Raw genomic sequence first — 15171 nt, 5'->3', positions numbered from 1 at the left:
ATGTTTATTGAGACATATCTACCATATATTCACAACGGATACTCTCACCGACAACTCTTTCTATTTCCGGAATCATAAAGGCGTCATCTTCACTTGCGAAGCTAACAGATTTACCTAATTCACCACCACGACCTGTTCGACCGATACGGTGAACATAATCTTCTGGATCTTCAGGTAAAGCATAGTTCACAACCAGCTCAACGTTGTCTACATGAATGCCTCGCCCTGCTACATCAGTCGCAACAAGCACTTGAATAGAACCTTCTTTGAAGTTCTTCAGGGTTTTGACTCGCTTATCCTGAGCCACTTCCCCAGACAAAATAGCGCAGTTAATATTCGCTTTACGCAAACGTTCAAAAAGGTCACGAGTTTCATCGCGACGATTGGCAAATATGATAGTACGTTGACCACCATTTTCTTCAATCAACTGTTTCAAAACTGGCCATTTCTGATCCGCTTCCACAGTATAGATAACTTGCTCAATGTTTTTGTTTGTCGCTTCTTTTGGCACAACAGACACTTCTTTCGGGAAGTAAGTCCATTGTTGAGCCAATGCTTGCACGTCTTTCGGGAAAGTCGCACTGAACAGCATAGTTTGTCGTGTTTCTTTCTGTGGTGTCATGCGAATAATGCTTTTCACATCTGGAATGAAGCCCATAGACAACATACGGTCCGCCTCATCTAAAACAAGACACTCCACTTTATTCAAAAGTACTTTACGATTTCGAGCGAAATCCAATAATCGACCCGGAGTCGCCACCAAAATATCAACATTCTCTGTTTCTAAAGCGATCTTTTGCTTTTCGTAACTCAAGCCACCCACTAATGAAACAACATTCAAATGGCAGTTTGACGTTAGCTTTTCAGCTTCATCGGCAATCTGCAACGCCAATTCACGAGTCGGAGCAATAATCAAACCACGTGCCAAGTTATTCGAACGTTTTTCTTCTAATGGGTAATCTAAGAAATCGCTGATCATAGCGATTAGGAAAGCCGCTGTTTTTCCTGTACCAGTTTGAGCTTGACCAATAATGTCATAACCCTGCAAGGTCATCGGCAATGTTTCCGCTTGAATTTCACTGCAATACTCAAAACCCATTTCAGAAATAGACTTCAAAACACGATCAGGAAGGTTTAGATCATGAAAGCGCAACTTACCTTCAACTTCCGCTACTGGAAAGTCTTCAATAGACCAAATTGGAGCTTTTTTAGAGCCACTCTGAGCCTCATCAACGGAATCAGGAGCTTGAGAGCTTTTTGCGTTTACTGGCTTTTCACTGTTGTTTCTAGGGCGTTTATTTGGACGGCGGCTACGCTTAGGCTTTGCTGTTTTTTCTGATGACACTTCTTGATTTTGGTTTTCCATATTGGAATCTATACGCTTCTATAATGTTTTAAGGTTATATGTTTTTGATGATAAACATTTGTGTAAGGAGTGTACCTAATTGACAAGGCTTTATCACCCTTTGCTTTTTGTCTGGCGTATTTATTGATATCGATAAGGCGGCAAACTGCTGATTAATTGAGGCCCATAACGCTTTGTCTTTAAGCGCTTATCCAATATATGGATTTCACCAGAGTCTTTTTCATTTCTCAATAAACGACCGGTTGCTTGAACTAACCTCAAAGATGCATCAGGAATGGTGATTTCCATAAATGGATTACCACCACGCTTTTGAATCCATTCCGCCAACGTTGCCTCAACAGGGTCATCCGGAACCGCAAACGGAATCTTAGCAATATAAACTCTTGTTAAGTAATTACCGGGTAAATCAACACCTTCAGCAAAACTGGCTAAGCCGAATAACAAACTGCCTTTTCCGTCATCAATTCGTGATTTATGGGAATCCAGAATAACTCGCTTAGATTGCTCTCCCTGCATCAGTAAAATTTCTTTCAACTTATCAGAAAGAGACAAAGACACTTCTTCCATTTGTCGACGCGAAGAAAACAGCACCAGACTGCCTTTTTCAATATCTACTGATTTATTTAAATAAGCGATAATTTCTGCCGTATGTTGCTCAACGCGGTTTGGCTCATTCTCCATATCAGGAACGATCAACAAGCCGTTTTCTTGAAAATCAAATGGACTCAAGACTCGCAAATATTCACTTTCACGGGGAACACCGGAGCGCATATTAAAGCGATGAAACTGGTTGAGTGCTGTCAGTGTGGCAGAAGTCACCACAGCGCCAAAGCACTTATCCCAAAGTTGCTGCCTCAGTGTGTTTGCCGCCAAAATAGGAGAACCACCAAGTTCGATATCCTGCTCCATTCCTTGCCCAGATAAAACCAACCAACGAGCATTAGGCGGATAATTTTGATCATCAACTGTAGAATACAATCGCCACAAGCTGACCGACTGCTCCAACCTACCCAAAATCACACCCAATATTGGCTGCCAAGTTTCTGCTGTTTCCGGCGTAATTCCCATGCCTTCATTTTGTTTGGTTTTCTTACATTCATCTTGAATGCTTTCGATGTTATTAAACAGTTTCTGATAAGAGGTTTGTAGACTGTAAGCCAATTGGCGCAGCTCATCTGGTATTAAACCAAACTCAAAACGATGCTGATTGTTTTCCTGATCCAACCCTAAACCCTGAATATAAGGCGCTAAACCTTGTTGGGCATATTGAATAAAGTTAACGATACTTTGTATTTGCTGAGGAATTTTAAGCAAAAGCTGACCGGTTAAACTGACGTCATCCGTCAGCTCTTGCTTGAGATTGACTAGATTCTTTTCCAATTGACGAAGCCAAGCAATACTCTGCTGCAACCTAACTTCATGACGGAAGTGACCAATCGCCTTATCTGGCAAATGATGGCCTTCATCAAACACATAAATTGTTTCTTTCGGGGCTGACAAAATCGCACCACCACCTAAAGATAAATCCGCTAAAACCAAGTCATGGTTTGCAACGATTACATCAGCCACCTCAATTTCGGCTCTTGCTTTAAAGAAAGGGCAAGCGGAATAATTAGCACAATTTCGATTCGTACACTGCTGATGATCTGTAGTTAAACGGCGCCAATCTTGCTCACGAATAACGCCTTCCCAATTATCTTTATCGCCGTCCCAACCACCTTTTTCTAACGCCGCATCCATTTCTTGATATAAAGCGGTATTCACATCATCCGACTGTAAATGCTGCTCAAAAAGCCCTGCAAACATATCATCAATTGCTTGCTCTTCTGAGCTTAAAAAGCCCTCTAAATTATTCAAGCACAAATATCGGCCTCGCCCTTTAGCTAAGGTATATTTGAAATTTAACTCGGTATGCTCAAGTAAATCCGGCAACTCTTTGTGGAGAATCTGCTCTTGCAGCGCAACCGTCGCTGTTGAAATAACCAGCTTTAAACCACGCGCTTTCGCAATTGGAATGGCGGCAAGACAATATGAAAGCGTTTTACCGGTTCCTGTTCCAGCCTCAATAACAGCAACATGCTTTTCATCCAGCCTTTCACCTTCCGAGCCTTGCTTAATATTTCCCAATGTACGAGCGATAGCGCCTATCATTTGGCGCTGTCCAGCCCTTGGTTTATGGGACTTCGCATCCAAAGAAGCTCGATATGCGAGTTGAATTTGTTTTTTTAGTTCGTCTGAAAGCATTTATATTATTGAGATTAGTTAAGAATGCTGTATATAATAACAGTTACTGTATAAACAACCAGACTCCTTATGATTAAATTAACCAAAAGACAATCTGACGTACTAGAAACCATTCGTGAATTTATTAATGAAACGGGGTTTCCACCTACTAGAGCAGAAATCGCCCGTCGCCTTGGGTTTAAATCACCCAATGCTGCCGAAGAACATTTAAAAGCCTTATCCAAAAAAGGGGCGATTGAAATGCTATCTGGCGCCTCTCGTGGGATTCGTCTCATTGAAGAAGCCTCCAATGACGAGCCAGAAGATTTAGGCTTACCAATTATTGGAAAAGTTGCCGCCGGCTACCCTATTCTTGCTCAAGAGAACATTGACTCTCATGTCAACATTCCAGCCAATATGTTTTCACCTCAGGCGGATTACTTCCTATCTGTCTCGGGAACCAGCATGAAAAACATCGGCATAATGGAAGGCGACCTTCTCGCTGTTCACAAAACCAGTACGGTACACAATGGCCAAGTAGTCGTTGCACGCATCGGTGATGAAGTAACAGTAAAACGCTTTGAGCAAAAAGGCAGCATCGTTCGCCTGATTCCTGAAAACGAAGAATACAATGACATCATTGTTGATCTCGAAAGCGAAGACTTTGCCATTGAGGGACTGTCTGTCGGCGTGATAAGACAAGGCCTTTAACAGTTTTTCCGCACCAATAGAAAAGCGAAGCATGTGCTTCGCTTTTCTAAATAACAAATAACGATCAATTAATGCAGAATTTTTGGTCGAAACTCTTCATTCTCAAGATATTCAGCACCTTCATCAAAAAAAGATTCGTCTGAATAAACATAATCAATACCTGCATGAAACATACACTTTGCCAGTTCGAAGTAACGATCCTTCAAATAAGATCGAGTGTCGTCTGATATTTGCAATGTTGCTAGCGGTGTCGTTTCCTCACCATCTTCACTGGCTGGTCTCAGCACAATATCGCCGTTCTCCAGCTCAACAATTTCTAGGTAGGACTCTTTCATATTCAATACTCTGATGACTCTTCTCTAAAACGCAAAACCAACTCAGCTAAATTCGCCAAATAGAAACCCACTGAAGCGCCCGCATCGTTACCGCGACCAATAAGATTATCGCCGCCCATTACAGACACAGCAGCACGACACTCCAACTGAGCAAGGTAAGCTTGCTCTAATTGGGCACACCAAGAATCTTTGCGAGAATATAAATCTGCCAATTCACTCAATGCCGGCACTACCATGTGTTTTGATTCTGCCTCTTTCATAAGCACAGAAACATCCAAAGAGCCTGACAGCGAGTAGGCAGTTGAAATCTCCTTCAACAAGCCATTCAACGCACTTTTCAACTGAAAAATAGCTGAGCTTTCTAACCCAACACTCAACCACTTCTCATCCATATCTTGGCTTTGCTGAATAAAACGTTTTGCTGTATCAATTTTCTGATTGGTTAAACTTGCTAAGCTAACACCACTCATTTCTTTTTGCCTTCCTCGATGACCCATTTAGAGCCAACATAAAAGGCTTTCCAGCCAGTCGGTTTACCCTCTTCTTCCGTCATAACATATTGCTCTTTGGTTTTACGGCTATAACGAATAATGGTTGGTCGACCTTCTGAGTCAGCGACAGGCGCTTTCGCAAAGAAGTGGTATTTAGGATCGATTTGATCCATGTACGGCAGCAACTCTTTCACCAATGGCGCACGCGTTTCTCGTTTTCGAGGGAACTGACTTGCCGCAAGGAATAAACCTGTCGCGCCATCACGCAATATGTAATGGTCTTCCACTTTGACACATGCCAAATCTGGCATTGGCACAGGATCCATTTTCGGCGGCGCAGCTTCACCACTCTTCAAGAGCTTCCGAGTGTTTTTGCAGTCTTCATTGGTACAACCAAAGTACTTACCAAATCGACCTGTCTTAAGCTGCATATCAGCGGAACACTTATCACACTCAATAACAGGGCCGTCGTAACCTTTAATTTTGAATGTGCCTTTCTCTACTTCATAACCAGAACAAGATGGATTGTTACCACAAACATGAAGCTTGCGTTTTTCATCCATCAAATAGCTGTCCATTGCAGAGCCACAAATCTTACAACGATGCTTATTAATAAGTGCTTTAGATTCACCTTCTTCGTCGTCAACGGCAACCGCTTCATCACCACGAACTAAATTGATCGTTGCCTTACAGCGCTCTTTTGGTGGTAAAGCGTAACCAGAACAAGACATAAATACGCCTGTGCTAGCTGTACGGATTTGCATAGGACGAGAACAAGTAGGACATTCAACATCCGTCGGCGTTGGCTCGTTCAGCATCATACCGCCTTCAGGCGACTCTGCTTTTGCCAACACACCACTAAAGTCCTTATAAAATGCGTTAAGGGTTTTAATCCAGTCTTTATGACCTTCTGCAATATCGTCGAGCTGCTCTTCCATTTGCGCAGTAAAACTGAAATTCATCAATGAACTAAAGCTGTCCACTAGACGTTCAGTAACAATATCACCCATTTTTTCAGCGTAAAAACGACGGTTTTCTACACGAACATATCCACGATCTTGGATTGTCGAAATAATAGATGCGTATGTAGAAGGTCGGCCAATACCACGTTTTTCAAGCTCTTTTACCAAACTGGCTTCGCTGAAACGCGCAATTGGCTTAGTGAAGTGCTGTTCTGGCAAAAGCTCTTTTAGATCAAGATATTCACCTTTGCCTACATCAGGCAGGATATTATCTTCACCTTTTTTAACAACGGTTTGCATCGCACGAGTGTAACCATCAAAGCGTAAAATTCGGCCTTTGGCTTTAAACTCGTATTCGCCACTGGTGACTGTAATTGTGGTCGAAGTGTACTCTGCAGGTGTCATCTGACACGCCATAAATTGACTGCGAATTAAGTCATATAAACGATGAGAGTCTTTCTCCATACCGAGCAAATCATCTACTCGTACATTCACATCAGAAGGTCGAATCGCTTCATGGGCTTCTTGCGCCCCTTCTTTGCTGCTGTAACGAATAGGCTCTGCTGGCAAATAAGCTTCGCCAAAATGAGCTGAGATATAACCTCTTAATGCTTCAACCGCGTCGGCACTCAAGTTTGTCGAGTCTGTACGCATATAAGTGATGTAACCCGCTTCATAAAGCCTTTGGGCCAACATCATGGTCTTCTTAACGCCGTAACCTAAACGCGTGCTGGCAGCCTGCTGAAGTGTTGAGGTGATAAATGGTGCAGACGGCTTACTCGTCGTCGGTTTATCTTCTCGGCTACTAACTAGGTATTTGGCTTTCTCTAAGCGACTAACATGCTCATCAGATTGAGCCTGATTAACTGGGCGATATTCTTTATTCTGATATTTGGTCGCTTCAAATTTGATCACTTCTTTCGAAGGTGTTGCCAACATCGCATCCAATTCCCAAAATTCATCAGGAATAAAAGCTCGAATTTCTTTTTCTCGCTCAACGATCAAACGAACTGCAACAGATTGAACTCGACCAGCAGACAAGCCACGAGCCACTTTCGCCCATAACAGAGGCGACACCATGAAACCAACAACGCGATCCAAGAATCGACGTGCTTGTTGTGCGTTAACACGGTTCAAATCCAATTCGGAAGGCGTATCAAAAGCCGCTGTAATGGCTTTTTTGGTAATTTCGTTGAAGACCACTCGCTTATAGCGACTATCATCACCACCAATGGCTTCACGCAAATGCCAAGCAATCGCCTCACCCTCTCTATCCAAATCGGTCGCGAGATAGATGGTGTCAGCATTTTTGGCTAAGCGCTTTAATTCATCGACAACCTTTTCCTTGCCAGGAAGAACTTCATAATGGGCTTTCCAATTATTTTCTGGATCAACCCCCATTCTGGCAATCAACTGCTTTCTAGATTTAGCACTTTTGTATGCAATCTTTTCCTCTGGGCTCATTTTACGCGTCAACGCAGCCTGCTTCGCACGCTCCTGAGGCGTTGATGAGGAAGTAGTACCTGTTGGCAAATCTCGAATGTGTCCTACACTCGATTTAACAATAAAGTCATTGCCCAGATATTTGTTTATGGTTTTCGCCTTAGCTGGCGATTCCACGATAACCAGTGATTTTCCCATTGAACTGTGTAAGCCTTTTATAAATTAGGTCTGCAAATCCACATTGCACGAAGTTTAATCTCTTGGGGCGCTGATATTAAGCAAACACCTTTTATATGACAAGCGATCCCTGTATTGTTTCTCATATTATATCTTGCTGAACTTAGTATTTCTTATTTAACATACTGAATTCATTGCTTAAGGACAATCATGGCTACGCTTCAAATTTTAACAATTGCCTTTTTAATCATCATAGTCATCTTATCTGTGATCATTGGATCACGCGCACATCAGAAAGAAAAAGAGATAACGGCACGCCGAGTAAAGCAATTACATCTATCAAATAGAGCCGATCGCATTGAACAACACATCCGAGGCATCAAGGACATTAACACAGATACCATAGCAACGGATGTTCTTTATGACTTTTATCTAGACACACTCCGCGAGCTTCTACAGTATTCTGACGACCCAGAAAAAACAGAAATCCGCATTGCCAAAGCAGAAGAAGGACAAAACAGTGATGCCATTGAGTTTAACCCTGAACCAGAAATACTAAATTTTCAAGAAAAGAGTAATTATAAAGAGCGTTTAACCAAACTTGCTAAGTTACTACTTTATCTACGCAGGAAAGGTAGAATCAGCAACGCTCATTATCAAGCTTGCTACGATTATCTAAGATGGTTAAACCTATGGCTTCAATTAAATCGTCAGCTCGTTCAAGCCAACAAAAACTTTGATGATGGCGATATGCGCGTAGCACAAACTCTTTATGGCGTTATTCTTTCACATATCAAATCAGACACAGTGGAACGACCAGAGAAGAAAATATTAAACACTTTTGTCACAGATCGCATGAAGGCCATTCTTTCTCCACAGATTGAGGCTATTAAAAACAGCGACAACCCAGAAGAAGCACTTGGCGATTTGATCCAAAACATTGATCACAACAAAACAAGCACACAAGAGCTTTAAAAAGCATAACGTTAAAAGCTTATTTATTTAGAACAGAGGAAATTTCAGTCAATGAGAAAATCATCTTAGCGAGCTCTTCTAATTCCTGCTCATCTGCTGCCTCATTCCAATAAAGTGAAACAGACTCTGGCGTAATTTCAATTGCCTTTAATATTGCGCCATATTTTTCTAACGTCTTAATCGACGAATCTGAGAGAGGTATGCTGTCACTCGACCACCAACTATCACCAACAGCCTGATACTTCCAGACCTCATAAGGCAGCAGCCAAATAACCTCAGGCAAAGAAGTTAACGCCTTTACACGATAAAACGAATAAGCAACAACTTTATACCTTTCCTTTGATTTATCCCACTTGTCTGGCAATTCAATTGATGTAAGCTGAACAACAAGACCAAGTTTTCGAGCCTGCATACGTAAATCCATACGATGTCGCTCTTTTTTAGAAGGCAGAACCCACAGCGCCGAACCCATTAAAGACAAGGTAATGAAGATAACGATAAAAGCAGTCATAAATAATGTTTTTCTCAGGTTTTAAACTAAAATTAATAGTATCTTGTAAATTTGGAGGTTTTCTATGATGTATAACAGAATTCTACTCGCTGTCGATCTAACAGATGAAAGTATCAAAGTCGCCAACAAGGCGGTTGCATTGTGCCAAGCAACCGGCGCAGAACTCATCATGCTTCACGTTATTGAGTCACTTAACTATGCTTATGGTGGCGATGTACCTATTGATATAACAGACATCCAATCTCAACTTCAAGAAACAGCTAAAGAACGAATTTCCATTCTGGAAGCTCAACTACCTATTCCATTTAAAGAAAGCTGCATTACTCAAGGTGGTATAGAGAGTGAAATTCACCGCATCGCCGAAGAAAAACAAGTGGATCTCATTATTGTTGGAAGCCACTGCCGCCACGGTTTAGCTTTATTACTGGGATCAACTGCAAATGGCGTTCTTCATGGCGCGCCATGTGATGTCTTAGCCGTTAAAGTCAGCAAAGACTAACCATCTAAACATAGACAAAACAGCTATCCAAAATAAAAAAGGTGATGCACTTACATCACCTTTTTTATTACCTAGCTACGCGTCCAGGTTGTGCCTTCACGACTGTCTAGCAACTCAATTCCTTGATTTGCTAGCTCATCACGAATCTCGTCACTGCGGGCAAAGTTTTTGTCTTTGCGCGCTTGAGCTCTCTGATCAATTAATGACTGAATGTCTGCTTCACTCAAGCCTTCTGACACTGTGCTGTTTTGCAAAAAGTATTCAGGATCCTGGTACAACAAACCAAGCAATTCAGCCAAAAAGCGTAATTCAGCAGCAAGAGAAGCCGCCTTCCCAGCATCTTCGGTTTTCATCTTGTTCAATTCTCGAACCAATTCAAACAAGACAGAAACCGCGACAGGCGTATTAAAGTCATCTCTCATAGCTTCTTCAAAGCGAATTGTGAAGTCACTAGGAGTATAAGTATCGGCAATCTCTTGATCACGCAAAGCATTATAAAGACGCTCTAGCGCCACTTTCGCTTCCAACAAACTCTGATCAGAATAATCAATCGCACTGCGATACTGGCTAGACACCATAAGGTAACGAACCACCTCAGGGTTAAACTTCGCCAAGACATCTCGAACCGTGAAAAAGTTACCTAAGGACTTAGACATCTTTTCATTGTTCACACGAACAGCACCACAATGCATCCAGTAATTTACGTACTTTTCGCCTGTGCAAGCTTCAGATTGTGCAATTTCATTTTCATGATGAGGAAACTTAAGATCAGGACCACCGCCATGAATATCAAAATGACTGCCTAGGCAATTTGTCGACATAGCGGAACATTCAATATGCCAACCTGGGCGACCATCTCCCCATGGCGAAGACCAAAACACTTCACCTTCTTTTGTTTGTTTCCACAATACAAAATCAGCCGGATGCTCTTTCGCTTCTTCTACATCAATTCGTGCGCCTGCCAACATATCTTCAAGCTTACGATTATTAAGCTTTCCGTATTCTTTAAACGCGCTTGCACGATAATAAACATCACCAGACGCACCCTGATAAGCAAAGCCTTTTTCTACAAGAGTTTGAATCATATCAATGATCTCTTGCATAAATTCTGTGGCTTTTGGCTCGCGATCAGGCATTTTATTACCCAAACGAAGTTCATCTTCTCGTTGTGCTGCGATCATTCGCTCAGTCAAAGATTGAGTCGTTTCCTTGTTTTCTTCTGCACGTTTGATGATTTTATCATCAACATCCGTGATGTTACGTACATAGTTCAACTCATAACCTAGGTGACGAATGAAGCGAGAAATAATATCGAAAGAAATCATCGCCCGTGCATGACCAATATGGCAGAAGTCGTATACTGTGTTACCACATACATACATACTCACTTTGCCTTCTACAATGGGTTTGAACTCTTCCTTCTTCCCGCTCAGGGTATTGTAAACTTTCAACATTCGCCTATTTTCCTTTTGCTTCTATTTTTGCCCAAGAATCTCGTAACGTTACCGTACGATTAAATACCATGCCGTCTTCTTCTAAATCACGACAGAAGTACCCTTCTCGCTCAAACTGGAAGCCTTGACCCTTTTCTGATTCAAGCAATGATGGCTCTGCTTTTGCAGCGGCAATCACTGTTAAAGACTCAGGGTTAATAAAATCTAAGAAACTCTTATCTTCGTAATTAGCATCTGGTGCTTCGTTAACAAACAAGCGATCGTAAAGATTCACTTTTGTATCAACAGCGCGCTTCGCACTTACCCAATGAATTACACCTTTTGGCTTATAGCCTTCTGGATTCACACCCAATGTATTTTCATCGTAGCGACAAAGTAGCTCAACCACTTCACCCGCTTCGTTTTTAATGGCCTCATCACAGGTAATTACATATCCACCACGAAGACGAACTGCGCCCTCAAGCGTTAAACGCTTCCACTTACGTGGAGGAACTTCAGCGAAATCCGCTGCATCTATGTAGAGATTTTTGCTGAATGGCACTTCACGCGCGCCCGCTTCTTCGTTTTTCGGATGATTATTTACCGTGAAGATTTCTTCTTTATCTTCTGGGTAGTTTGTCAGCGTTACTTTGATTGGATTTAACACAACCATGGCACGGTTCGCATTGGCATCTAAATCTTCACGAATTGCATGCTCTAGCATACCAACATCAACCACACTGTCAGACTTGGTCACGCCAATACGGTCACAGAAGTTACGGATAGATTTAGCCGTGTAACCACGACGACGTAAACCAGAAATAGTCGGCATACGAGGGTCATTCCAACCATTTACATGATTTTCATCCACCAGCTGCTTCAACTTACGTTTACTTGTTACCGTGTAATTTAGGTTCAAACGAGCAAATTCGATTTGTTGAGGGTGGAATGTTCCCAACGTTTCCAAAATCCAATCATAAAGAGGACGGTGATCTTGGAATTCCAATGTACAAATAGAATGCGTCACTTGCTCTAAAGCATCAGATAAACCGTGGGTGAAGTCATACATTGGGTACACACACCATTTATCACCAGTTTGGTGGTGATGAACATGGCGCACACGATAAATAATAGGATCACGGAGGTTAATGTTAGGGCTTGCCATATCAATTTTGGCACGCAATACCACTTCACCATCTTTGTATTTGCCAGCCTTCATATCCATGAATACAGCCATATTTTCTTCCACGCTACGATCGCGGTATGGACTGTTTTTCCCTGGCTCTTTCAAGGTGCCACGGTATTCACGCATTTGCTCTGCATTCAGTTCGCAAGTGTAGGCTTTTCCTGCTTGAATAAGCTGTACAGCAAAATCAAATAATTGATCAAAATAGTCAGAAGCGAATTTTGGCTCTTCTTTCCATTCAAAGCCAAGCCATTCAACATCACGCTTGATAGATTCAATGTATTCAACACTTTCCTTTTCAGGGTTTGTGTCGTCAAAACGAAGATTACATTGACCATTGTAACGTTGCGCCAAACCAAAGTTTAGGCAAATGGATTTAGCGTGACCAATATGTAAATAGCCGTTTGGCTCAGGTGGAAAACGAGTAAGTACTTTTCCTCCGTGCTTGCCGGCTTCGTTATCTTTATCAATGATTTGGGTAATGAAGTTACCTGGTTTTGACGTTTCTGACATGTTAGATGTAAGTCCCGATAAATGTTCGTCTGACGATAATGATTACTTTGACCGACAAGTATATATGATTTAGGTTTCCATAGGATATTGAGACGCTAAATCTTTTACCTCTTTTCTTAATTTTTATTATTAGGCCGAAAAACTAAAGCGTATATTTCGCGATAAAAAATACCGCCACGCCAACAAAAATGGTCAATAATTGATGTTGTCGCCAAATGCCAACAGCGAATGCAGCAAAAGCACCAACCAGCCAAGGGTTATTGAGAGATATATTCACCTGACTCCCCGTCATAAAAACCATCGGAGTAATAATGGCAGTCAACACAGCAACAGGAACAAACTTCAAAGCCCTTTCCACGAAAACAGGCATAACCACCTTGTGCGCTCGTGCGAACAAAACAAATCGCACACCAAAGGTCACAACAAACATTCCCAAGATAATAAGAACTGACTCTAGCAAGCTCACTGTTTATCTCCTTGCGCAGTTTGATCTGTCGTCGAACGAGGGCGAGCCGATTGATCTGAAGCAATGGCTATATCTGCTAGATATCCGGCAACAACACCAATCACAGCAGACACCAGCAAACCAAGGTTATTAGGTAACTCAAACAACACAATGGAAGAAACGCCAGCCGTTAACATACAAAACCAAAAAGGACTGTGTTTTAAATACGGGGTAATGATGCCAATAAAGGTCGCCACCATCGCAAACTCCAATCCCCATTCGCTCATACCCGGAATCAGCTCCCCAGACAAAACACCTAAAATGGTTGTTGTATTCCACATCAGATAAAACGCGACAAAAGAACCTAAATACACTTTATGCCCTGTTTTTTCATCGACCGAGCCAATCTGATACATAGGCCGCACTGCGGCATACGTTTCATCAACCAAACCAAAGCCCATAATAAAGCGCAGGGACATAGGTAAATGCTTTACGTATTTAACCATGTCAGCGGCATACAAAAGATGTCTAAGATTCACAATAAAAGTAGTCGAAACAATGACCCAAATCGGCGCATGAATCGCAATCAATCCCAACGCAACAAACTGAGCAGAGCCAGCAAAAACAATAGCTGACATAGCAACCGCAAACCATGGACTCAAACCATAACTTGAAGCCAATGAGCCAAACAAAAGACCAAAAGGAACACCACCGAGAATCATTGGCATAGAAACCATTGCGCCTCGTTGCATGTGTTGTCGTGTATTCATATATTCTCGTTCCTTTCCGCAAAGTCTCTCGACTTTTTCTCTAATATTTTTTCCATGTAAACATCCGCTCTTTCATACAAAGAAGGTTTCGGCGGAGACATTTCAACAAAGCCATTTTTATCATAAAGACACTTAGCTGCTGTTAAGCAAGAAGCCGTTTCAAGTGTTAACTTCACCATTCCAACAGATTGTGCAAAATCGATCACATGAGACAATAAAGCCTGAGCAATACCTTTACCTTGGCAGTGCTCTGCAACGGACAACTTCAAAATTTCTCCTGTTTGCCCATCATCATGGGAAACCAAGACAATCGTGCCGAGTACCACATCTTGCTCATTCATTTCTCGTGTTGCGACCCACACTCTTCCACCATATTGAGAGGCGTATTTTAAAGGACTCTCTAAAAGCGCCAGATCATGCTCTGAAATCTGGCTAGGAAAATATCGCTCCAGCCAAGCCATATTGAGGTCATAAAAGCTTTTTTCATGATGACGACTAAGCTCAACAATATTGAACGGCGACAGTCTGTCGATTACTTTATTTGCCAAACCCTTGCTCAAAATTCTTTCTTCTAATTCGGCTAAGCCCGCCATAAAGTTATCACTGCTAAAGTCCGTGAATTGCTCAATCACCACCTTCATTTCTTCCAAGACTGGCTCAACCTTATTCATGGCATCCAAGCCTTTTTCAGAAAGGCTCAACAGCGAACGCCTTTGGTCATCCGAGTCTGTCGTTTTCTCAAGCAAATTTTCCTTCAGCATTTTCACCGTTTGCTTGCTAACAGCCGGATGACTTAGGTGCAAACTCTCCGCAATCTCCATCACAGACAAGCCACCTGTGCCATGCAAGAGCTTAAGAATAGGAAAATAGGTAGATGAAATCGGCACGTCACATTGCAGATAAATTTCTTGCACTTCCGCAAACAAATAATCACTTAAACGCTTAAGTCGGCTCCCAAGCGTCAGCACGCCAAATTGCTGCATTATTTCAATTCCAAAACAGATAAATTAAATATACGTAACTGGTTACATATATTTAATTTATCTTACATTTGATCTCATTACAATGCTCTTCCCTTCATTTCAAAACACACTTATTATTCAAAGCGCCATTGATTGATTTGATAAAACA

The 15171-nt window shown here is 41.9% G+C and carries 14 protein-coding genes; 3 read left to right on the top strand and 11 right to left on the bottom strand.

The annotated features are described in order from the left end of the window. Positions 1-4 precede the first annotated feature (4 nt). Both AC0L46_RS15275 and dinG read right to left on the bottom strand, forming a co-directional pair. Entirely contained in the window at positions 5-1366 is a 1362-nt protein-coding gene (locus tag AC0L46_RS15275) for a DEAD/DEAH box helicase (RefSeq protein ID WP_473504803.1), read from the bottom strand. Between the two features lie 120 nt (positions 1367-1486). Continuing rightward, the gene (gene dinG / locus AC0L46_RS15270) at positions 1487-3610 is read right to left on the bottom strand and encodes an ATP-dependent DNA helicase DinG (protein ID WP_473504801.1); all 2124 of its coding nucleotides are present in this window, start codon (positions 3608-3610) and stop codon (positions 1487-1489) included. 69 nt (positions 3611-3679) lie between these two features. On the opposite strand from dinG, the gene lexA reads away from it, so the two are divergent. Beyond that, positions 3680-4300 (top strand): transcriptional repressor LexA, encoded by a 621-nt coding sequence (lexA, locus tag AC0L46_RS15265; RefSeq protein ID WP_414681869.1) that lies wholly within the window; start codon positions 3680-3682, stop codon positions 4298-4300. 68 nt (positions 4301-4368) lie between these two features. On the opposite strand, the gene AC0L46_RS15260 is transcribed toward lexA, so the two are convergent. From AC0L46_RS15260 to topA, 3 genes are read right to left on the bottom strand one after another with little or no spacing between them, the layout of a single operon-like run. Then, on the bottom strand, positions 4369-4635 hold the full coding sequence (locus AC0L46_RS15260; protein WP_414681870.1) for a hypothetical protein: 267 nt from the start codon (positions 4633-4635) through the stop codon (positions 4369-4371). A gap of 2 nt (positions 4636-4637) precedes the next feature. Further along, positions 4638-5105: a DUF6586 family protein gene (locus AC0L46_RS15255; RefSeq protein WP_473504798.1), complete on the bottom strand. Its 468-nt coding sequence runs from the start codon at positions 5103-5105 to the stop codon at positions 4638-4640. Next, positions 5102-7729: a type I DNA topoisomerase gene (gene topA / locus AC0L46_RS15250; RefSeq protein WP_473504796.1), complete on the bottom strand. Its 2628-nt coding sequence runs from the start codon at positions 7727-7729 to the stop codon at positions 5102-5104. Before topA ends, AC0L46_RS15255 begins: the two co-directional genes overlap by 4 nt. A gap of 189 nt (positions 7730-7918) precedes the next feature. On the opposite strand from topA, the gene AC0L46_RS15245 reads away from it, so the two are divergent. Beyond that, on the top strand, positions 7919-8683 hold the full coding sequence (locus AC0L46_RS15245; protein ID WP_414681874.1) for a DNA topoisomerase I: 765 nt from the start codon (positions 7919-7921) through the stop codon (positions 8681-8683). Positions 8684-8702: 19 nt separating this feature from the next. On the opposite strand, the gene AC0L46_RS15240 is transcribed toward AC0L46_RS15245, so the two are convergent. Beyond that, a complete protein-coding gene (locus tag AC0L46_RS15240; RefSeq protein WP_473504793.1) occupies positions 8703-9194 on the bottom strand; it encodes a hypothetical protein in 492 nt (163 codons plus the stop codon). Positions 9195-9258: 64 nt separating this feature from the next. Between AC0L46_RS15240 and AC0L46_RS15235 the strand changes: the two genes are divergently transcribed. Next, complete coding sequence (locus tag AC0L46_RS15235) at positions 9259-9693, top strand: universal stress protein (RefSeq protein ID WP_414681876.1); 435 nt, start codon at positions 9259-9261, stop codon at positions 9691-9693. Between the two features lie 71 nt (positions 9694-9764). Here AC0L46_RS15235 and cysS read toward each other — a convergent pair whose 3' ends face one another. The 5 genes from cysS to AC0L46_RS15210 all read right to left on the bottom strand — a co-directional run bounded on the left by cysS (position 9765) and on the right by AC0L46_RS15210 (position 15023). Next, on the bottom strand, positions 9765-11147 hold the full coding sequence (cysS, locus tag AC0L46_RS15230; RefSeq protein WP_473504791.1) for a cysteine--tRNA ligase: 1383 nt from the start codon (positions 11145-11147) through the stop codon (positions 9765-9767). Positions 11148-11151: 4 nt separating this feature from the next. Beyond that, on the bottom strand, positions 11152-12825 hold the full coding sequence (locus tag AC0L46_RS15225) for a glutamine--tRNA ligase/YqeY domain fusion protein (protein WP_473504789.1): 1674 nt from the start codon (positions 12823-12825) through the stop codon (positions 11152-11154). Positions 12826-12967: 142 nt separating this feature from the next. After that, positions 12968-13291, bottom strand: coding sequence for an AzlD domain-containing protein (locus AC0L46_RS15220; RefSeq protein WP_473504787.1), 324 nt, complete (start codon positions 13289-13291; stop codon positions 12968-12970). Then, complete coding sequence (locus AC0L46_RS15215; RefSeq protein ID WP_473504785.1) at positions 13288-14040, bottom strand: AzlC family ABC transporter permease; 753 nt, start codon at positions 14038-14040, stop codon at positions 13288-13290. The genes AC0L46_RS15220 and AC0L46_RS15215 overlap by 4 nt, the downstream gene beginning before the upstream one ends. Then, positions 14037-15023, bottom strand: coding sequence for a GNAT family N-acetyltransferase (locus AC0L46_RS15210; protein WP_473504783.1), 987 nt, complete (start codon positions 15021-15023; stop codon positions 14037-14039). The genes AC0L46_RS15215 and AC0L46_RS15210 overlap by 4 nt, the downstream gene beginning before the upstream one ends. Positions 15024-15171 lie beyond the last annotated feature (148 nt).

The organism is Marinomonas sp. 15G6-16 (genome assembly GCF_055809555.1).
The sequence above is the reverse complement of the archived record's forward strand: the minus strand, read 5'-3'. Positions and strand labels throughout refer to the sequence as shown.